General features: G+C 48.6%; 14 protein-coding genes. 9 read left to right on the top strand and 5 right to left on the bottom strand.

Annotation, left to right across the window (positions count from 1 at the left end; genetic code table 11):
- The first annotated feature begins 4 nt into the window (after positions 1–4).
- The 3 genes from FSU_RS14160 (at position 5) to FSU_RS14170 (ending at position 3,387) form a co-directional block, all read left to right on the top strand.
- Complete coding sequence (locus FSU_RS14160) at positions 5–349, top strand: MetQ/NlpA family ABC transporter substrate-binding protein (RefSeq protein ID WP_014547040.1); 345 nt, start codon at positions 5–7, stop codon at positions 347–349.
- Between the two features lie 46 nt (positions 350–395).
- Positions 396–1,811 (top strand): MATE family efflux transporter, encoded by a 1,416-nt coding sequence (locus FSU_RS14165; protein ID WP_015732299.1) that lies wholly within the window; start codon positions 396–398, stop codon positions 1,809–1,811.
- 154 nt (positions 1,812–1,965) lie between these two features.
- Complete coding sequence (locus FSU_RS14170; RefSeq protein WP_014547042.1) at positions 1,966–3,387, top strand: glycoside hydrolase family 16 protein; 1,422 nt, start codon at positions 1,966–1,968, stop codon at positions 3,385–3,387.
- A gap of 1 nt (position 3,388) precedes the next feature.
- Here FSU_RS14170 and FSU_RS14175 read toward each other — a convergent pair whose 3' ends face one another.
- From FSU_RS14175 to rho, 4 genes are all read right to left on the bottom strand, one after another.
- Positions 3,389–4,159, bottom strand: coding sequence for a lysoplasmalogenase family protein (locus tag FSU_RS14175; RefSeq protein WP_014547043.1), 771 nt, complete (start codon positions 4,157–4,159; stop codon positions 3,389–3,391).
- 54 nt (positions 4,160–4,213) lie between these two features.
- A complete protein-coding gene (locus tag FSU_RS14180) occupies positions 4,214–5,581 on the bottom strand; it encodes a sigma-54 interaction domain-containing protein (RefSeq protein WP_014547044.1) in 1,368 nt (455 codons plus the stop codon).
- 116 nt (positions 5,582–5,697) lie between these two features.
- Positions 5,698–6,504, bottom strand: a complete 807-nt coding sequence (gene proC, locus FSU_RS14185) for a pyrroline-5-carboxylate reductase (protein WP_014547045.1) — start codon at positions 6,502–6,504, stop codon at positions 5,698–5,700.
- A 152-nt stretch (positions 6,505–6,656) separates the two neighbouring features.
- Positions 6,657–8,726 carry a transcription termination factor Rho gene (rho, locus tag FSU_RS14190; RefSeq protein WP_015732300.1) on the bottom strand — a complete coding sequence of 690 codons (2,070 nt, stop codon included), beginning with the start codon at positions 8,724–8,726 and terminating at the stop codon, positions 6,657–6,659.
- A 286-nt stretch (positions 8,727–9,012) separates the two neighbouring features.
- Here rho and folK point away from each other — a divergent pair, with 286 nt between their 5' ends.
- From folK to panC, 3 genes are read left to right on the top strand one after another with little or no spacing between them, the layout of a single operon-like run.
- The gene (folK, locus tag FSU_RS14195; protein ID WP_014547047.1) at positions 9,013–9,522 is read left to right on the top strand and encodes a 2-amino-4-hydroxy-6-hydroxymethyldihydropteridine diphosphokinase; all 510 of its coding nucleotides are present in this window, start codon (positions 9,013–9,015) and stop codon (positions 9,520–9,522) included.
- Positions 9,522–10,172, top strand: a complete 651-nt coding sequence (locus tag FSU_RS14200; protein ID WP_015732301.1) for a deoxynucleoside kinase — start codon at positions 9,522–9,524, stop codon at positions 10,170–10,172. Before folK ends, FSU_RS14200 begins: the two co-directional genes overlap by 1 nt.
- Before the next feature lie 2 nt (positions 10,173–10,174).
- Entirely contained in the window at positions 10,175–11,026 is an 852-nt protein-coding gene (gene panC / locus FSU_RS14205) for a pantoate--beta-alanine ligase (RefSeq protein ID WP_014547048.1), read from the top strand.
- Positions 11,027–11,080: 54 nt separating this feature from the next.
- On the opposite strand, the gene FSU_RS14210 is transcribed toward panC, so the two are convergent.
- A complete protein-coding gene (locus FSU_RS14210) occupies positions 11,081–14,044 on the bottom strand; it encodes a CHASE2 domain-containing protein (protein WP_244263658.1) in 2,964 nt (987 codons plus the stop codon).
- 171 nt (positions 14,045–14,215) lie between these two features.
- Between FSU_RS14210 and FSU_RS14215 the strand changes: the two genes are divergently transcribed.
- The 3 genes from FSU_RS14215 to FSU_RS14225 all read left to right on the top strand — a co-directional run bounded on the left by FSU_RS14215 (position 14,216) and on the right by FSU_RS14225 (position 20,649).
- Entirely contained in the window at positions 14,216–17,314 is a 3,099-nt protein-coding gene (locus tag FSU_RS14215; RefSeq protein WP_014547050.1) for an FtsK/SpoIIIE family DNA translocase, read from the top strand.
- A 111-nt stretch (positions 17,315–17,425) separates the two neighbouring features.
- Positions 17,426–20,350 (top strand): AMP-binding protein, encoded by a 2,925-nt coding sequence (locus FSU_RS14220; RefSeq protein ID WP_167530846.1) that lies wholly within the window; start codon positions 17,426–17,428, stop codon positions 20,348–20,350.
- Positions 20,350–20,649, top strand: coding sequence for an STAS domain-containing protein (locus tag FSU_RS14225; protein ID WP_014547052.1), 300 nt, complete (start codon positions 20,350–20,352; stop codon positions 20,647–20,649). The genes FSU_RS14220 and FSU_RS14225 overlap by 1 nt, the downstream gene beginning before the upstream one ends.
- Positions 20,650–20,654: the final 5 nt, after the last annotated feature.

Genomic DNA, 20,654 nt, shown 5'->3' on the forward strand with positions numbered 1-20,654 from the left:
TCATATGAAAAAGATTGTATTACTTTGTATTTTGCTGAGTTCCCTTGCGATGGCTCGTTTTGATTGCTGTGCCCGCAAACGCGCAACTGTCAAAAAAGAGGAAACGTCATTGACGTTTTCGGTGGGTGTAGTTCGCGCAGAAGATGAGTCCCTGCTGAAGAAGGCTTCATCTTCGCTTGCCAAGGAATCTATCACGTTACAGATAAAAAAGTGGGATACTCAGGAGCATGCCAACGAGGCGCTTGCCAAAGGCTTTGTCGATGGCTTGTATATCGATAGCCTTTGGTTTAACTCGGATTCAGATAAGAAAGAAGTTCTCTTGCGGCTGAAAAAAGAAATAGGAAAGTAAAATCGGCTGTCGCGTGGTCTTTGATTTTTTCTATCTTTTCCAAGCTATGGTTGATGCTATTTTAAATAGGTTCTATAAACCTTCGAAATTCAAGAAGAACGGGGACGTGAAGGATGTGCTCGTGGTGGCACTCCCGATGCTTCTGTCGATGTCGTTTGATACGTTTATGACGTTCATCGACCGTTTGTTCCTCTCGAAGCTTGGCCCCGCCGAAATGAATGCGGCGCTCGGGGCAGGGGCGGTGCAACTTGCGCTCACGATGTTTTTTACGGGCGCGATTAGCTATACGACGGCAATGGTGGCTCAGCGCTTGGGTGGTAAAAAACGCTGGGATTGCGCCCGCGTGTTTATGCAATCGGTGTACTTGTCGCTGATTTCAGTGCCGCTTTTGTACCTCACGATTCCGCTGGGGCATTTTGCGTTTGGACTGGAGCATTTGCCGGCGGATCAGCTCGAATACCAGAAGACGTATTTCAACATCTTGATGTTCGGTGGCGTGATCAACTTGTTGCGTAACGCGGCTCCGTGTTTCTTTAGCGGTATCGGCGAAACCAAGGTCGTGATGAAGGCGGCTTTCGCTGGCATGATTGTGAACGTGGCCTGCAACTTTGTATTGATTTATGGCTACGGTCCGATTCCCGCGATGGGCGTTGCGGGCGCTGCTTATGGCACGCTCATTGGCAATGTGGTTTCTACGGTGATTCTGTTTGCGAAGTTCTTTAGCAATAGTTGCCATCGTCGGTTCCGTACGCGTTTTGCGTTCGCGTTTAGCTGGCCGTTGACTCGCGAACTTTTGAAAAAGGGCATTCCGTCTGGCGTCGAGATGTTCTTGAACATGGCGGCGTTTCAGTCGTTGATTTTGATGTTCCATGCGCTTGGGCCTGAGGCGGCGACCGCATCCTCAATCATGTTCAACTGGGACTTGGTGGCGTATGTGCCGCTGATGGGGTTGGAGGTCGCGTCGACGAGCCTGGTGGGGCGCTATGTGGGCGCCAAGAATGCCGCTGCGGCAACGCGTTCGACTTATTCCGGGCTTAAGCTCGGCTGGGGCTATTCCCTGGTAATGGGGATTTTCTTCATCTTCTTGCCGGGAGTGCTGACGGATATTTTCAAGCCGGATGTTGCCGAGGCGACGGAAAGCGCGCTTGCGATTTTTAATGCGGCTCGCCCGATGAGCATGTTCATGCTTCGGATTGCAACGTTCTACATTTTTGTTGAAGTCTTGCTCGTGATTTATGCGGGTGCGCTTCGCGGTGCGGGCGATACGGTCTGGGTGATGTTCGCTTGCGGTATCATGAACTGGTTCGTGGCGATTGCCTTGTACATCGTGGCTTACGTTTTCCATCTGCCGGCCCATTACGCTTGGATTGTGGTAGTTGCCGTTTATAGCACGGCTCCGCTGATTTTCTGGCGTCGCTGGAAGAGCGGAAAATGGCGCAGACACGTGATGAACGCTAAGTAAAGCTCAAAAATCGTAGATTCGGGGCTTTTTTACAACTTTTAACTAGGCTTATCGAAGTGCTGTAGGTATATTTATAAGACCTGCGGCTTTTTTTGTTTTGCTTTTTGGTGGTGGCAATTTTTGCAGAGGCCGTGGGAGAGGATTGGAATTGGATATGAAAAAAAATCACGTCATTGCGAGCATCGTGGCGCTCGCATCTATCGCTTTTGCTGCCCCGCCGTCTAACTTTAGCGGCTGGGATCTCGTTTTTGAAGACAATTTTGATGGAACTTCTTTGGATAAAAAGAAGTGGAATCCGACTTATAACTGGGGCCCGACGCACAACCACCGCGCCTATTGTGCCGAAGAAAACGTGATTGTATCCGATGGAACGCTCAAGCTCAAGGGAGAAAAGAAAATGCATCCTGATGCCAAAGGACGAAAGGCCAAATTCAACAACAAGGAAATCCCGGTCGATTACACTTCGGGTGCAATTGACACGAAGGGAAAATTTGAGGTCAAGTACGGCTATATTGAAGGCCGATTCAAGGCGCCCTCACAAAAGGGAACTTGGCCTGCGTTTTGGACGTTGCAAGACGGCTGGCCTCCAGAAATTGACATCTTGGAAATCCCAGCATCACGCAAGCAACACCATTACTATTTGCATTACACCGACCCGAGCTGGTACAACAGCCATGGTTCGGCATGGGATCACGAAGCCTCTTTTGGCGGCCATAAGGACGACAATGTGGACCGCTCGGCGGATTTCCACACGTATGCCGTGGAATGGGACGAGTCTACGCTCAGCTTTTATTTTGACGACAAAAAGTTTGCAAGTTACAACCGCCCGACTGAAATCAAGCAGCTTTCGGCGCAGTACATTATCGTGAATTTGGCGATTGGCGGCTGGGCGGGCGATGATATTGAAATCACGTCGGACAAGCCTGCGTATTTCGAAGCAGACTGGGTGCGTGTATGGCAGGCGAAACCAGCAAAGCCCGATACCGTGCGCATTATGTCGATGAATTTTGGTACATGCATGACGCGAACTGCCGAGGACAAGCTTGCGCTTGGCGATTGCAGCGGCGATAATGCGATTGCGACGATAACTCCGCTTTCTTCGACGACTTACCGCATCAATTTTGGCGATATCTCGCTTGACACGCCGAATGAGTCAACCGATGCGGGCGTGACGATGGGCCTTTACAAGTGGAACGGCGGTGGCCATCAAAAAGTGGTCATGGAAAAGCAATCTGGCTACGAGGGCTCCGTGGTGCGCATGAAAATGCAACACAGCAATATGTATCTGCGTGCAACGACGGATGGCGAACGCGTGGTGCAAAGCTGGGCCGATGACTGGGAATGGAACCAGATGTGGCGCTTGCTCAAGTCTGATGATGAAATCCCGACGAAGGACCCGTCTGTTGGAATCCACGAGACTGCGCGGACGATTGCCCCTGCTTATGGCGCCAAAGTTTTCCGTAAGAATGGGATGCTTTACGTGCAGTTCGGCGATCGTAACGGGGGCGTGCCTAACAATAATGGCACGAAGCTTGAGCCTCGTGCCTACGATTTCAAGGGCCGAATAATAAAATAAATTACTCTTTTCTCTTGTATCCGCTGAGCCCGAGTAAAATCAATGCCGGCGTATAGAAGTACCATACAAAGTTGTTGGCGACAGTCGCTACAATTTCTTGAACGCTGTGGTCATCGCCGGTTGCAAGCGAAATGCCTACGCATGCATCGCAGCAGAAGAATAGAATCATGCCGCGTTTGATGTTGCGTGCGTTTTTAGCGGGGAAATATCCTTTGCTAGGAACCTTGCAGGCGACAACGAGTGAGCAAATGAGGAATGCTGCATAAGTTGCGATAATCGGGACTGTCGGTCCTTCGAAAATGCGGAATAGGTGCAGCGCATTCGTGATGAACATGACCGTAAACGGAATAATCAAAATCCACGGAGAGCTCTTGTCTGTATCGCTTGTGCGCGTGTGACGGTAAATGAAAAGTGCCTGCACGACCATAAAGAAGCAAATGCCGAGCAATGTGTAATCGCTGCGGTGCTCCAGAACGTGAGCGTAGTTGTGCATGATTTTTAAGCAGAAATCCGCGCACAAAGCCATGGCGAAACCCGCTTGTAAAAAGTTGCGGTCGCGCTTGCAAAGACAATTCCCGCCAATGAAAAATACGACAATCGTCATGATGGCGGTAACGGCGAACTTGGCGATATTCTGGTAGTTGCTGCTTTCGACGAGACATTGCTCGACAGCACCACAGTTGTAAAATACAAGCCAGTCTCTCACGAAGAATGTAATCATGAGAATTCCGACGATAATAATAAGCGAAGTTATGAGTGTTTTCTTGTTCATAACTTACAATATAATCAATTGCGGTAATGGAAAATAGAGGTTGTTTGCAAAAAATTAGGATTGAACGTTTTTAACGCTTAATCCGAGTCGCGTGAGACGGTTGTAAAGGGCTGTGCGGTTCATGCGGAGACGTTCTGCGGCAAGGCTTACGGATCCATCGCAATTGCGGATGGTTGCTTTCAAAAATTCTCGTTCTTCGTCAAGTTGCAAATCGCGAAATTCTTCGTAATTACTAGCGTTGAATGCTTTTATGGCGGCTGTGTCCGCGCTAGAAAATCTAGCCGCAGAGTCATTTGAATCTTCGTCAATTTGTAAATCTTCGGCGCTTAAAATGCCTGGGTCGGTAAAGCAGAGGGCGCGCTGGATGACGTTTTCGAGTTCGCGAATGTTGCCTGGCCAGTTGTGATTCTGGAGCTTTAGCAACGCTTCAGGCGAGAGCGTATAAGGTTCGCCTGCGGGCGCGTACTGGCGGATAAAGTAATTCGCCAAGTCTTCGATGTCTTCTTTGCGGTCGCGGAGCGGCGAAAGCTGCATCGGAATCACGTTCAGGCGGTAATAAAGGTCTTCGCGGAAGCGCTTTTCGCGAATTTCTTCGCGGAGGTCGCGGTTTGTAGCGGCGATAATGCGCACGTCAATGTGTCGCGTCTTGTTTGCGCCGATGGGGCGAATTTCGTGATTCTGGATGACGCGCAAAAGCTTGACTTGAGCGTGGAGCGGCATGTCGCCGATTTCGTCCAGGAAGATGGCGCCGCCATTGGCATCTTCGAAAAGACCAATGCGTTCGTTTTGGGCGCCCGTGAATGCTCCGCGCGTATGGCCGAAAAGTTCACTTTCGAAAAGTGATTCAGGAATGGCGCTGCAGTTGACCGTAACGAATTTGTCGTAAACGCAAGCGATGGCTCGTGCAACCAGGTCTTTACCGACGCCCGATTCGCCTTGGATGAGGACGGGGCCTGTGTGCAGAATGGCACGTTCCACTTTTTTGCGGAGGTGCTGCATGGATTCGCTTTTGCCGACGAGGTGCGACATCCTTTCGCGGAAAATGCGCTTCGCGTTATTGATTTCCTTGAGCCTGGAAATCTTGCTCATCAAGTGGAGGCGCAACGCTTCGACGGAGAGAATCGTGTCGTAAAGTTTGCTTGAAACTTCGGTGTAGCGTTCAGGTGATTCCGCATAGGCGAGGATCATGGAATCCGGGCTGAATTCGCGAAGTCTTGAAAGCAATTCTGCATTTTTTGCAGAGAAAGAATCAAGGTCCCAGATGACTATGGGCGCGAGAGGAGCTCGCAAGGCTTCTGCGATTTCGGGCGCATCGTCGCTTGTGGGGGTGTGGACATCGACGGTGTTATCCACAGAAGAAAGGACGTCCAAGATGAACGAGGACGTCGAAGTTTCTTTTGTGAAAAAGTCGATGGACGGCATTTTAGAACTTAGAACTTAGAGCTTAGAACTTAGAGCTTAGAACTTAGAGCGCTCTTTTATCAAGATCTTCTAAGATCTGCCAACTAAGATCTAAGTTCTGATGAATCTTGTTGATGCTATTTTCCCAATTCCTTGCTGCGGTTCGTGCCGGCGACAACAGCCTTGATAAGCGTGCTGCGGAATGCGCCTTCTTCGAGGGCGTCGATGCCTGCGATGGTTGTGCCTGCCGGAGAGCAAACCATAGCGCAGAGGTCGCTCGGGCTCTTGCCGGACTGCTTCACGAGTTCGACGCTGCCTTCAATGGTGCCGAGAGCGAGCTTCAAAGCGACATCGCGGGTGAGGCCTGCCTTCACGCCACCGCGGGTAAGGCCTTCGATGAATTCAAAGACGTATGCCGGGGCGCTGCCGGAAAGTCCGGTCACGGCGTCAATGAGGGATTCTGCAACGCGGCAGGTCACGCCGATGTTGCCAAAGATTTCTTCGGCGAGCTTGAGCGTTTCTTCGGAGACGCCGTCGGTGGCGAGGCCAACGGAGCCCTTGCCAACAGTGAGTGGCAAGTTCGGCATCACGCGGAGCACCTGGTTCTTTTCACCGAGCACTTCGATGAGGCTCTTGCGGGCGACACCGGCCATGATGCTGATGAACGTCTTTTCGCTCTTGAGTGCGGATGCTGCAGCCTTCCATTCGGCGGCGACGAGCTTGAAAATCTGCGGCTTGACGCAGAGGAACGTGACGTTAGCCTTTTCAATGCCTTCGGCAAAGCTCTTGACGCGGACGCAACCGAGGGCGCTCACAGCTTCGGCAGCCTTGTCGCTTGGGTCAAAGAAGAAAATGTTCTTGGCGTCTGTGCCTGCGTTCAAAAGACCGCGGAGGATGGCTCCGCCCATGTTACCAGTACCGGCAAAGAAAATCGTTGTGTTCATTTTTATTCCTTTTTTAAAGCTTTATGGATTGCTTCGTTGCTTTGCAACTCGCAATGACGTTACGATGGTAAACGTAAAAATTTTTCGCTTGTAAAAAAAGAACAGCCCGCGCATTTGGCGGGCTGTTTGGCGGAGATTTCGCCAAATTTGTATTAGACTTTCGGTTTGGAGAGAACGGCGAGGAGTTCTGCGTTTGTCTTGAGCTTGCTCATGAGCTTGAGCAGGTTCTCCATGATGCCTGTTTCCGTCTCGTTCTGGCTACCGCGTCTGAAGTTCCAGGCGGCATTCTGTTCAAGGAGCGTGAGCAAGCGTTCTTCCTTACGGGTGCCAGACTTGAACACGTCAATGGCGGGCCAAATGCGCTTTTCGGCGATGCGGCGGTCAAGCACGAGTTCCATGTTGCCGGTGCCCTTGAATTCTTCGAAAATTACTTCGTCCATGCGGCTGCCCGTTTCGATAAGAGCTGTACCGATGATAGTGAGGGAACCGTTCTTCTGGACTTCTTCGCTAATTGTGCCGTCTTCATTCTTGACGGTGCGAATCTTGTCCTGAATCTTACGGGCGGCACCGAAGAATTTCTTCGGGAACTGCATGGCGTTTGCGTCCACACCGCCAGACAAAATCTTGCCGGAGTGCGGAATCACAACGTTGTTTGCTCGGGCGAAACGCGTGATGGAGTCAAGCAAAATTACGACGTCCTTCTGGCTTTCGACGAGGCGCTTTGCCTTTTCCAAAACCATGTTGGCGACGCGGGTGTGGTGCTCAGGTGGTTCATCGAAAGTAGATGCGACAACTTCAGCCTTGATTTCAATTCCCTTTTCTGCTGCCTTTTCCTTGATGTCCGTGATGATGTCGCGCATTTCCGTGACTTCTTCCGGGCGTTCGTCGATGAGGAGCGTGATGAGGATGATTTCAGGATGGTTCTTTGCAATAGCGCGGGTCACGTTCTGCAGGAGAACGGTCTTACCGGTACGCGGAGGAGCGAGGATGATACTGCGCTGGCCCTTACCGATCGGGGAGAACAAGTCCATGATACGGGTGCTGTATTCCGTTTCGTTCCATTCAAGGTGGATCTTTTCTTCCGGGTGGATCGGTGTTAAATATTCAAAAGCAACGCGGCGGCGCATCTTGTCCGGTTCTTCAAAGTTCACGCGGTCGATGCGGCGCATGGAGAAGTACTTGTCTTGATCGCGAGGTGTGCGGACAAGACCTTCAATCGTATCGCCAATCTTGAGGTTGAATTTACGGATAAGGTTTTGGCTCACGTAAACGTCGTCGGCGCTGGTCTGGTAGTTCTGATCCGGCATGCGGAGGAATCCGTGGCCCTGCGGTGTCACTTCAAGAACGCCTTCCGTATAAATTATATTGCCTTCGTTTTCGAGGCTCTGCAATATGTAGTTGAGGGACTGTTTCCTCATTCTGCGGAAGTCCACTTCCTTTTGCACGGCGAGTTCCTGGAGTTCGCTCATGGAGAGCTTGCGGAACTTGAGCCAGTTTTCCTTTGCCTTTAAAATAGCTTCGGAACCCGGTGCCGGGAGCGTTGCAGAGTCGTCGACAAATTCTTCTTGCTGCTGGAAATTGCGGTTGTTGCGGTTGTTCTTGTTGAACTTGTTGTTCTTATTGAACTTGTTGAATTTACCGTTCTGGTTATTGAAGCGGCGGTCATCTTGACCTTCGCCGTTCTGAGCCTGGGCTTCACCTTGCTGCTGGGCGTTCGGATCTGCATTTTGATCGGTGGCAACTTCACCTTGGTTTTCTGCTTGAGCCTGAGCCATATCGCCATTCTGCGGGATAACGGCTTCGCTGGTGTTTTCGCTTACGAATGCGTTTTCTTCGGTAGATTCGGCTGGTTTGTAGTTCTGTTCGCCGGTGTAAATCGGTTCTGCAATTGCATCGATGTTTGCTACACCGTACTGTTCGGCGAGGCGCTTTTCGGCGGCGGCAATGCCATCAACCGGCTGCTTCTTTTCTTGAAATTCTGGTTCGGTTTCGGCTTGGACGTTCTGTTCTAAAGCAGGTTCTTTGCGTGCCTTCGTCTTAGGATTTGGTTTTCTGCCTCGGCGCTTAGGTTGAGGAACTTCTTCGGTGTTGTCCGGCAGTTTGTCAACCGTTCCTAAATATTCGGGAACAGGGATGCCTGTGCTTTCGGGGTAAACGAGATCCGTCAAAGACTGGGTTTGTGTATTTTGTTCTAAATTCTGATTTTTAGGCGTTCTTGGCACGATAGCGTCCTATAATTAGATATTTCAAAAAATGAAATAGACTATATAGTGAAATGATAATAAGGGCGATTAACCCCAATAATTTATTTAATGATATTAATATTATGTCCCGAAATAGCGGAACGGCTTAAAAGATACATTAAATTTTGTGAAATGTCATAAAAAAATTTTTTTTATAAAAAAATAGCAACTAACGATTATTTTCAAGGTTCTACCCGCTAAGTTCTCTTTACTGCCTACCGTCTACTTCCTACTGTCTACTCTAAAAAATGACTATATTTGTGGCGTGGATTCTTTAAATAGAGTATATATAGCACTCGGAAGCAATCTTCCAGACCGATCGGCCCACTTGAAAGCCGGGAGGGACATGCTTCACCGCGTGAGCGCGGGTGGCTGGGTCGAAAGCCCGATTTACGAGACTCCTCCAGTCGGACCGGAGGGGCAGGGGCCATATTTTAACCAGGTTGTGAGCTTCTGGTACGATGGTGATCCGATAAAGCTACTCTATTATTTAAAAGGCTCCGAGCTTATTCTTGGGCGCAAGGACCGCGGTCACTGGAATTCCAGAGAAGTGGATTTAGATTTGCTGTTCTTTGGACGTGAAGTTTGTGAAGGGCGCCCGACGATTCCTCATTCGCAGATTTACAACCGCCAGTTCGTTCTCGTGCCTCTTTGCGACATCGCTCCGGACTGGGTGGACCCGAAGACGAACAAGACCGTGAAGGACTTGCTTTCGGATTTGCTCGCGAAAGAAGAAAAGATTCCGTTCCGCGTCATTGAAGGGGAGGAACCCTGATGCTTGCTGACAAGAACATTCATTTTATGGCGATCGAAGGCGTCATTGGCGTAGGAAAGACATCGCTTTGCCGAGCCATTAGTGAACGCTGGAACGCAATGTTCATCGAAGAGAACTTTGCCGAAAACCCGTTCCTCCCGAAGTTCTATGAGAATCGTGCGGCATACGCTTTCCAGACGCAGCTTTTCTTTTTGCTAGACCGCTTTAAGCAGCTTCAGAATTCTGCCTTGCAGAGCGACCTCTTCCACGATTTGTTGGTGAGCGACTATACGTTTGACAAAGACCGCATCTTTGCTTCGCAGAACCTCACGGAAAATGAAATGACGATGTACGACCAGGTGTCGAACGCCTTGGTCCATGATATCCGCAAGCCGGATTACGTTGTCTATTTACAGGCAAGCGTCTCTACACTTTTACAACGCATCAGGGGCCGTGGCCGTGCCATGGAAAAGTCCATTGACGGCAACTACCTGAGCGACTTGCAGGACCGTTATGACCATCATTTTTGGCATTATACCGACGCTCCTGTGCTCATAATCAATACTGATAATATCGATTTTGTCCATAACGAAAGCCATTTGCAAATTGTGCTGAACGCGATTGCGTCCTGCCCGAGTCAAACGACTTATTTTGTTCCAGAAGGTAACTAATCATGCAGATAATTAAGTCTATCGATTCCCTACGTCAAACGCTTGCTCCTCTTGCGAAGGAAGGGAAAAGAATCGGTCTCGTTCCAACGATGGGGGCTCTCCATGAAGGTCATGGCGCTCTTATCAAGGCATCCGTGAGCGAATGCGATGTGACTGTTGTAAGTGTATTTCTGAACCCGATCCAGTTTGGTAAAAACGAAGACCTGGACAAGTATCCGAAGCGCCTGGAAGCTGATGCGAAGCTTGCTGAATCCATTGGTGCCGATTTCGTTTTTGCCCCGTCCGTTGAAGAAATGTACCCCGATGGCGACCCGATGACGCTTGTCCGTGATGAAGCTCTCGAAGGCATGTACTGCGGCGCTTACCGTCCGGGACATTTCCGTGGCGTCTTGACGGTTGTTTCCAAGCTGTTCCTCATTTCTGGTGCAAACGACGCCTACTTTGGCGAAAAGGATTACCAGCAGGTTTTCTTGATCGAAAGAATGGTGAAGGACTTGAACTTTAATATCAAGATTCATCGCGTGAAGATTGTGCGTGAAGAAAGCGGCCTTGCCCGCTCTAGCCGTAACGAATACTTGACGGACGAAGAACGCGCTCAGGCTCTCGGCATCTACAACGGCTTGAAGGCCGCTCATGATGCTTATGCCGCAGGCGAACGTTGCGTCACTAAGATTCGCGATATCGTCGTGAAGTCGATTGTGGCTGCTCGCGGTGCAGTGCAGTATGTGGAAGTCGCGAGCCAAAAGAACTTGCAGAAGTGCAATGGCGTGCTTGCTGCCGATGAAAAGGCGGTGATTCTTGTTGCCGCCTTCTTCGGAAAGACCCGCCTTATCGACAATATCGAGCTTAATTAGAACTTAGAACTTAGACATTGTATCTTCTAAGTTCTGCCAACTAAGTTCTGCCAACTACTTCTCCGTAGCGGTAAAGATTCCGTCCCATTTTTCGCCTGCGTGAGCGGGCGGATTTTGTTTATAGGCCATGCAGCGCTTGATGTAGACCTGGCTTGGGCATGTCTTGCTGCCCGGATCGCGTTCAGGCAGGTGCGGCTCGAAATCCAGACATTGCGTGAATAGCGCAATAGCCTTGTCCCATTGCATATCGAGGTAAGCGGCTCGGGCCTCTTTCCAGAGTTCGCAGAGCTTTTTTAAAACGAGTGCGTTGGCGTCGCTTGCGTAAGCGAGCAGTTCAAACGTTTCGACCGGTTCGTCCTTGCCGACAACGCGGATAATGTCGAGCGAACGGTAAATGTACTGGTTATTGATATTCTGTTCGGTAAGCTGGTCAATGGTGTTCTTGCAGACGTGAATGTACGCCCCGTATTGCTTGGCAGCACTTTCAAGTCGTGCGGCAAGGTTCACTTCATCGCCCATCATGGTGTAGTTCTTGCGCATGGTAGAACCCATGTTTCCGGTCACGATATTACCTGTGTTGATACCGATTCGCATGTGCATGTTGTGAACGACATCCGGCCATTTATTGCCTTCGCTGAACCACTTTTTGCGTAACCTTAAAAGCTCGCTTTGCATGTCAAGTGCCGTGTTGCAAGCGCGTCTGGCGTGGTCGTCGTATTTCATCGGGGCGCCAAAGAATGCGATAATGGCATCGCCTTCGTACTTGTCAAGCGTTCCTTTGTTCTTGGTCGTCAAGACGTCGGTCATTGCGGTCAGGTATTCGTTCAAAAGTTCAACGAGCTTGCTTGCGCTTCCGATTTTTTCGGAGAATGTCGAAAATCCCTGGATGTCGGTGAAGTAGGCCGTGATGTTGGATTCTTCGCCGCCGAGTTCCGGCATGTTACCTTCTGCCACCATTTCATCAATCAGTTCTGGCGAGATGTATTGTTTGAAGGAACTTTCGATGAATTTCTTTTCTTTGTTTTCGAAGTACGCCTGAACGACCATTGCAATGATGTTCGGTGTGATAATGGCGAGGAGTTGCTTGGAAACGCCGATATAAATATTGTGCTTGAAACAAATGTAGGCGAAGAGCGTGTATAGAACGGCTATGCCGATTGTCAAAATTAGCGAAACAAAACTCCTGAAATAAACCCCGATGAGCATGCAAATGATGGCTAGCACAATGACTGCGATGCGCTGGTAATTTTCATTGAGGATTGTCATGTAGTCGTCCTCAAGGACGTTCTTGATGATGTTTGCGTGGACGAGGATGGCGGGGATGTTTTCTTCGTGCGGACCGTTCACAATATCGAAAAGCGCCGAAACAGAAGACCCGAGAATGACCGTTTTCCCGGCATATTGGTCAAGATTCTTGTGGTCTCTGTAAATGTCGTAGTACGAAATGTGCTTGAACGCTCTTGTTTCTGGCTTGAGATCGTTGAAACGGCCTTTGTACTTGATTAGGAATCGCCCGTGGTCATTGATGGGAATTCTCTTGTACGGGCCGAAACGCAATTCTTCGCCGGGCTTGATGCTTGCAATTTGTTGGTCGCTTGCGTTAGAGATATCTTGCAGAATCTGGTTTGTGAAAAAGTGGATGGAGGCGGACCATTTGTTTTTGGCCTTGTCGTAGCTGATGTCCATGCTGCGGGAGAGGTGCTTGTGTTCTCCTATTTTCAGGTCCTTATAGGCGTATTCGTTTAAGTGGATGGTCTTGAGAACGCTGGGCGTAATATAGTTTTCATCATCGTCTTCATTCTTGATGACGTAAACGCCTTCGGTCTCGTCGCTTTTGGTCATGGTAAAACCGCTATCCAGTTCGACGGATTCGCTAGTTTTGAGTTTGTCAAAGATGTTTTCGGGAAGCTTTCGTAGAACGTTAGAAAGCGTTGCACTCAGGTGCTGATTTTCTTCGACGAAAATGTTGAAAACGATTTGTCCGTCATTGTTACGGCTAACGCTAGTCTTGTATGAAGTTTCAACCTGGCTTGCTTTTTGTACCCCGCTTTCCTTGATTTGTTTCATTTTATCTCGTAGCGAGAGGAACATGGGGTAGGTGAAATTCGGGAAAGTCGTGTGGTATTCGCCTACAGAGTCTCGGTAAATGCCGAAGGGCTTGCCGATGTCGATGTACTTTCCCATTTTAATTTGGATGTCTTTCGGATCCTTGTGGAACAGGTGCAAAATGGTCATCAGCGAGAGCGCACCGTAAATGCGCTGCGGAGCAAGTTTGTCTTCCTTGACGCGCGGGAACTTGTACAAAAGGTTGATTCTGCGTATGGTGCCATCATTGTCTGGATAGGCGTTTACAGCGCCAACGCGAGTCCCGGCATTGGCGAGTTCTGGGAAAACGTTGTCAAGCAGTGGTCTTGATTCAATTTCCTGTGGCTTGTCGGCCTGGTTCAACTCAAACGTTGATGAAAAGCCGACTTCTTTGGCGCGTTCCCAGGTGCTGAGGTTGTACCAGTCGCTTTTGTTCCTGTAGTGCGTGGTGTCGTTCAGCAAAAAACTGACGATGCAGATGTTGGAGTTTCGCGTCGCTTCTACGAGCATGGAGTCGTAGTTGTAATAGGAATGGATTTGGGTGAACAATTTGACATGGCTTGTGTCGGGGTCAAGCTGCTTTAGAATTTCCTGGCACTGTTCTCCCTTTCTTTTTCCGAAGTCGGCATCCTTGAACAGAATATCAAATGCGATTGCCGCAGCGCCACCCTCTCCCAAGTTCTCGATAACCTTGGCGTGGATGGATCTGTCCCAGTTATAGTAGTGTCCGAACTTTAACAGCGACTTTTCGTCAATATCGGCGATGATGATGTTCTGGTCGTTGTAGGGCGTACTCTCCATGATGACGCCGTCTTTTTCACCGGTGGAGTCAATGACTTCGGTTGTCCACTTGAAAAATTGGTCGTAGAATATATTTTCTGCCGATTCTGCGATATAGTTGTTTTGCGAGTTACCGAAGATGAGAGTGAGCAATACGGCGAGTGCTGAAAATGCGCTCCCGAAAAAAAGTTTCTTTTTGTTTTTTGAATTTTTCTGTGCCATGACATGAAAAAGATAATAATTGAGCGAAAAGTGTCATTTTTTGTAATAAAATAAGGAACTATAAAAGATTATATTTACAGAGGAAAATAGAGGAGCGAGTTTTTGGCTGCACAAAAGAAAAAAACTGTTAAGAAAACAAAAAAGCCTAAAGTAGAACCGAAGGCCGAAAATCAGGTGCCTGATTCGTATTTTGTGACGATGATGGTCGGCTATTTTGTGATGCTGGCCGGTATTGTGCTTTTGCTTGGGTGCGTGACACTCTCTATCGCAGGCGCGAAAGGTAACTGGCTTGGGGATTATTTTGGTGCAATGTTCCCGGAATTTATGACGTTCCTGTTTGGGCGTGTCGCTGTGGTTGTGTTTACGGCGGCTCTTGTCCTGTGGGGGCTTTTTATTGCTATTGCGTCGCTTCGACCGAAATTGTTGCGTTTTGCAGTGGGGGCGAGCTTGCTCGTCGTGGATTTGTCATTCCTGATGTCGCTCAAGAATTTTGGCGTGAGGGGGGTGACGAATGATGCGATTTCGATGAATGGGGGCGTTTTAGGTCAGTTCTTCTTGCAGAACTTGGCGATTCCTGTTTTCGGGCGTACTTCGTATGTGGCTCCATTGATTTTGCTTTTGGTGGCGCTTGCGATGATTTTAGTGCTTTCGTTTGGCGTGCGTCCGAGGCATTTTAGGTTTATTCCGCAGACGATGCGTTACGTGTGTGGTGTTTTTGGACAGCGCCGTTCGTTGGGCAAGGTTGAGATTGAAACGCTTGATTTCCCTGATGTCAATCCCGAGAAGAAAGCTGCTGAGAAAAAGACGCTCCGCCGTGGCGTGGTGATGGAAGACGAGACGATGATTTTTGTCCCGGATTCCGTGAAGATGCGCAGGCGTGGGAAGGTCGAACCGTTTAACGCTCGCCATAACTGGCTTACGGACGATTTGGATGTGAATCGTTCGGAAATGCAGACGCAGGTGGGCGACTCGTTTGGTTTGCCTCAGTATGCGGCGGGGAATGTTCCGGGTAACGCGGTGCCTGAAAATGTGGCGGCGAATGCGCCGGTTGCGAATGTTGCGAACGCATCTGCGGGGGCAACGCTTGGCGGTGCGGACGAAGATGGTGCCTACGAGGATCCGGAAATTCGTCGTTTGGAAGAAGAACTCCGCTTGAACGAACGCCACATGAATGCACTCCAGATTCTGGAAATCAAGGAACGCATCGGTGCGCTTCGCCGTGCTCGCGATTTGATTGACTGGGAAAAGGGCCATAAGGGTCGTATGCAGGTGAAGGGCGATGTGCGCCGTACGGCGGGCTCTGAAACTGTTGGGGCAGCTATTGCTGGTAATGCTGGCGGAAATGTTTCGCCGAAATCTACTAAGCCGATGACCGTAACAACTCCGAGGGTGGCAAAGCCTTCGGGTGGTGAAGTGAAATCTTCGACAAGTGCCAATACGATTGTCTGTGACGCAACGCTTTCGGATTCTGTGGAAACTCGCGCGGCTATCCATGCCGAAGAGCTTTTGGGCGGCGATGGCGCCTACGTAGAAGATTTCCCGGGAAGCCCGGCGGTTGATGATGACGAAACGTTTGCTCCGGTAGTTGTCGGTGCTGATGAAGTGGGCGAGGACCCGACCTTTGGATCTGATTTTGGTGGAAATGCGCGCCCGGCATCTAAACCGGCTGTTCATTCTGCTCCGATTCCTGTGGCTCCGACGGCGTCTTACGACGAATACAAGATTCCTGAAATCGCAAAGATTCTTGACACGCACGAAGCGCAGACTGCGGATTACACCGAAGAAGAGCTTAATGCCATCGGTAAGATGCTCGAAGAAAAGCTTGAAAACTTCAAGGTCAAGGGTCGTGTAATTGGTTGCGAAACGGGCCCGATGATTACTCGTTTTGAAGTGGAACCGGGCCCGGGCGTGAAGGTGAGCCGCTTCTCGGCATTGCAAGAAGACTTGGCGCTCCCGCTCAAGGTCTCGTCCATTCGCATCTTGGCGCCGATTCCTGGCAAGGCTGCAGTGGGTGTGGAAATCCCGAATCGCAAGTTCCAGACAGTGTTCTGCCGCGATGTGTTCATGAGCGAAAAGTTCAAGCCCGCGCATGACAAGATTCTCGTGGCGCTAGGGAAGGACATCACGGGTGAATCGTTTACGATGGACTTGGCAAAGGCACCGCACTTGCTGATTGCCGGTCAGACGGGTTCCGGTAAGTCTGTTTGCATTAACGCGCTCATGGCATCGATGCTTTTCAGCAAGACTCCTGACGAACTCCGCATGATTCTTGTGGACCCGAAGGCGGTGGAACTCAAGATGTACGAAAACATCCCGCACCTCTTGGCGCCTGTCATCACGAAGCCCGAAATTGCTATCCAGGCGCTCCAGTGGCTCTGCTACGAGATGGACCGCCGTACTGAAGTTTTGGCATCTGCAAAGGTGCGTAACATCGGTGGCTTTAACGCAAAGTTCGAAGCGGGTGAATTGCCGGATGAAGTTCCTGAAGAAGATCGTGGCCACCGCATGGCGTTTATCGTTGTGATTATCGACGAAATGGCGGACCTCATGATGGTTGCGGGCAAGGAAATCGAAAAGTCTGTGGCTCGCTTGGCGGCTAAGGCTCGTGCCGTGGGCATCCACTTGGTGCTTGCCACGCAGCGCCCGTCTGTGAAGGTCATTACGGGTATCATCAAAGCGAACTTGCCGACTCGTATTAGCTTCAAGGTGGCATCTCAGATTGACGCCCGCACGGTGATGGACCATGCCGGTGCCGAAAAGCTCCTTGGCCGTGGTGACATGCTTTACAAGGCCGTGAACGATCCTGATCCGGTGCGCGTACACGGTGCATTCCTCAGCGACGAAGAAGCCGAACGCTTGGCCGACGCCTGCTCTGATCAGAATGTGTTCTACCCGCAGGTGGAATCGTTCGATGTCTCGGGCGGCGAAGAAGGCGATGAAGAAGGCGGTGGATCTCTCAAAAACGAAAAACTTGACAAGCTCTTGTTTGAAGTTGCGCAATGGGCTATTAGCGTGAACGGTCTTTCGACCTCTGCGGTACAGCGCCACTTTAGCGTGGGGTACAGCCGTGCGGGGAAGATTGTGGACCAGCTTTATGGCCTTGGCGTGTGCGGCCCGAGCAAGGGCAACTCGAAACCGCGTGCCATGCTTATCGGAATGGACGAACTTATGCAGCTCGAACGTTCCGGAAGATTCGGCTAGGCTTCCCTGAAAATTGTTTTAAATGAAAAAGCAACTCTATGGGAGTTGCTTTTTTTATTTTTTGTAATGTTATGGGTTATATTTGAAGTTGGGATTGTTTTCCGTAAGAAGGTGAAAAAGTTGTTTTCAGAACAAAAAGAAATAAAAAGTCTTTCCGCTTATTTTGATAAGTTAGACCTCTTTTCTGAACGAATTGCCGTTGTCGACCATGACGGCGAACGGAATACGACATATCGGCAATTCTATGAAAACAGCAAGAAGGTGAACGCCTACCTTCGTAAAAAAGGGATTGGGAGTGAAGATTCGGTTGCAATCCATGTCCCGCGCGGAATGGAATACATGGCTATTCGTGTGGGAGTCATTATGGCGGGGGCTGCCTGGGTCTCGCTAGAAGATATGATGGGGGTTGAACGTATTGCCTTTGTCAAGAAAGACTGTAATTGCAAACTCGAATTCACCATGCAATACTGGGAAGAGGCGATGAAGGAAGTTCCCTGTGCCGAAATAAAAACAGCTAAGCCTCATGATCTTGCCTTTTACATTTACACCTCGGGCAGTACAGGAAAACCCAAGGGCTTGGCCCAGGAATACGGAATTTATAAAAATTTGATTGAAGGATGCTGTGGGTTCATGGAACCATATTCCAATCCGCCATCCCGGTTTGCGCATGTGATTCCTGAAAGTTATGTGGGCGGCGTCTATATTACCATGGGTGAATTGTTTGTCGGAAATACAGTCCATGTTCTGTCTTTTAATTTTCTTAGGGATATAAAAGACCTTGCTCGGTATTTTGCAATAAACGGAATTGACACGACCTTTATGACTCCGCATTTCTTAAGGGCGATGCTGAAAATGCCTGGCTTTACGCTTAGGGCGGGTTTTACAGGCGGTGAAATTGTTTCTGATATTTATTCTCCTGAGTTTGATATAGTCAATATTTACGGCTCAAGTGAATTTGGGTACACCTCATGCCTTTTTACGCTGGATAAAAGCTACCGCAATACGCCCATTGGTTATGCCACCTGCAATTCAGATATTGTCTTGATTGACGAAGATGGAAACGAAGCGGACGAGGGTGTTTTCTGTATTGCGCTTCCGTTTTTCAGAAGGTACAATAAGGATTCCGAAAAAGACCAGTTCATTTTGCATAATGGGAAAAATTATTTTAAAACATCCGATTACGCCAAAAAAGACTCTGACGGAAAATACACCATTCTAGGTCGCATCGACAATATGGTGAAAATCAACGGGAACCGAGTTGATCCTTCCGAGATTGAATCAGCCGCAAAATCGGCATTGTCGCTTGAATTCTGCGTTGTAAAGGCTTTTGCAAAAAACGGCTTAGTAAGGCTCGGACTTTATTATAAAGATGAAAAAGAAATAGATGTTGCCGAAGCCGCTAAAAAATTGGAATCTTATCTTCCGATATTTATGATTCCCTCGTTTTTTGTCAAGCTGGATGAAATTCCTTTCAATGCGAATGGCAAGGTGGACAAGCTAGCCCTAAAAGAACCGGATAATCCTGAAGACTTGTGCTACGTTGTACCGGAAAATGAATTGCAGAAAAAAATATGCGACCTTTTTGAGAAAGTCCTTGATGTAGACCGCAAAATAGGAATCGATGACGACTTTTTCTTTTTAGGCGGAGACTCTATACGCGCAATGGAACTTGTATCAGAAAGCCGCGATGTTGTAGAATCATTTTCTTTTAAGTTTGTCTATGGCGGACGAACTCCGCGTAAAATTGCAGAACTTGTTCAAAGGCAAAAAGCAGAAAATCATTTTCAAAAAGTTCCTGCTTTTTTGAGTGGTGTGCTTGAAAGAAAGGGCGTTCCTGTAAACGAGATGCAACTGAATTTCCTGAATCTTGATTTCAAGCATCCAGGAACAACAATGTTGAATCTTGCCTATAAGTTTAAACTTTCGGACGAAATTGGTTTGGATAAGTTTTCTGCCGCCCTTTCAAAGGAAATTGCGGCCCGTCCTGTTTTGTCCAGTGTCATTGAAAAACGGGGACCCGAGTTTTATATTCGAAAACCCGCAGACAATTCCCACGAAATTCCTGTTGAGGAAATGAATGCCAGAGAACTGAAGATTGCCGAAGAAGAAATTTCCCGCCCGTTCAATTTAGACGGCTCTCCTCTTTTCAGATGTCGCCTTGTCCGTTCAAAAAACGAAAAATTTCTTCTTTTATGTGTTTATCATACTGTTTGTGATGGCCTTTCGTTACAGCATTTTTTGAAAGATCTCTCCCGTGTTTACCATGGAGATGAACCCTCCAAGGATTATTTTTATCCGCTTCTTCAAAAGGATTACGAACTGAGAAACTCAATGACATTTGAAGAAGATAGGGAATTCTTTATATCCCGCTACAGAAAAGAGAATTATGACGCCATTCCAAGGGTTGATTTTGATTTGAAAGAAAATGTAGATGGTCAAATCGCAAAGCCCTTTCCGTTCTCAAAAAATGAAGTGAAAGAATTCTGCGAAAAAATAAAAATAGGAGAGAATGCGTTTTATTGTGCCGCTTTTGCGTTGTCGGTTTGCCAGTACAACAATTCCAAATTAGTTCGGTTCGGTTGGGTTTGGAACGGCAGGAACGATGTAGAATCCATGAATTCGGTAGGCGTTCTTATTCGCGAGATTCCTATTGCTTTTTCGATGGAAAAAGAAAAAAGCCCTCGCGTGTATTTGGAAAATGCACAAAAACAGATTGAAGAAGGGATAAATCATGCGAGCCTTTCGTATTGCTTGGACGAATGGTTTATGCGAAAAAACGGGGCTGCAACGGTCATATTCCAAAACGATGTTTATGATTATCGTGTTATAGATGGAATTATAAGTGGTGTGGAGGGAATCTTTTCGGATAAGTATCCTACAGCCTGCGAAAGTCCGCTGGATTTAGAAATTATTGAAAGTCCTGAAACTTTTGAGGCTCTTTTTGATTACAATGGTGCGTTGTATAAACCAGAAAGCATGGAAAAATTTGCCGAGATATTCGTTCAAAATTGTGAAAAACTACTGAAGGAGATGTAATGGAAATCAGGTCAAACTTAAATGGCGATGAATTGAAAGTAGAACTTTCGGGGGAGTTGAATGCGGTGACGGCTCCAGAGCTTTCGACATACCTTGCTCCGCATCTCGAAAAGATAAAGTCCCTTGTTTTTGATTTCAAGGAGTGCGACTTTGTTTCGTCGGCAGGAATCCGCGTGTTGCTTTCTTCTTTCAAGACTTTGAAAAAGAATCAGGGCAATATGCGACTAGAAAATGTGGGCCCGAATTTTAAGGACGTTCTCGAAGCGACCGGGCTAGATGTGGCGTTTGGAATTTTGTAACAGAA

The organism is Fibrobacter succinogenes subsp. succinogenes S85, from assembly GCF_000146505.1.
In the GTDB taxonomy this organism is placed as follows: domain Bacteria; phylum Fibrobacterota; class Fibrobacteria; order Fibrobacterales; family Fibrobacteraceae; genus Fibrobacter; species Fibrobacter succinogenes.

Coding starts and splice junctions, on each gene's coding strand:
- FSU_RS14165 (WP_015732299.1), top strand. CDS start 396: ATGGTTGATGCTATTTTAAATAGGTTCTATAAACCTTCGAAATTCAAG.
- FSU_RS14160 (WP_014547040.1), top strand. CDS start 5: ATGAAAAAGATTGTATTACTTTGTATTTTGCTGAGTTCCCTTGCGATG.
- FSU_RS14175 (WP_014547043.1), bottom strand. CDS start 4,159: ATGAACAAGAAAACACTCATAACTTCGCTTATTATTATCGTCGGAATT.
- FSU_RS14170 (WP_014547042.1), top strand. CDS start 1,966: ATGAAAAAAAATCACGTCATTGCGAGCATCGTGGCGCTCGCATCTATC.
- proC (WP_014547045.1), bottom strand. CDS start 6,504: ATGAACACAACGATTTTCTTTGCCGGTACTGGTAACATGGGCGGAGCC.
- panC (WP_014547048.1), top strand. CDS start 10,175: ATGCAGATAATTAAGTCTATCGATTCCCTACGTCAAACGCTTGCTCCT.
- FSU_RS14200 (WP_015732301.1), top strand. CDS start 9,522: ATGCTTGCTGACAAGAACATTCATTTTATGGCGATCGAAGGCGTCATT.
- FSU_RS14225 (WP_014547052.1), top strand. CDS start 20,350: ATGGAAATCAGGTCAAACTTAAATGGCGATGAATTGAAAGTAGAACTT.
- FSU_RS14180 (WP_014547044.1), bottom strand. CDS start 5,581: ATGCCGTCCATCGACTTTTTCACAAAAGAAACTTCGACGTCCTCGTTC.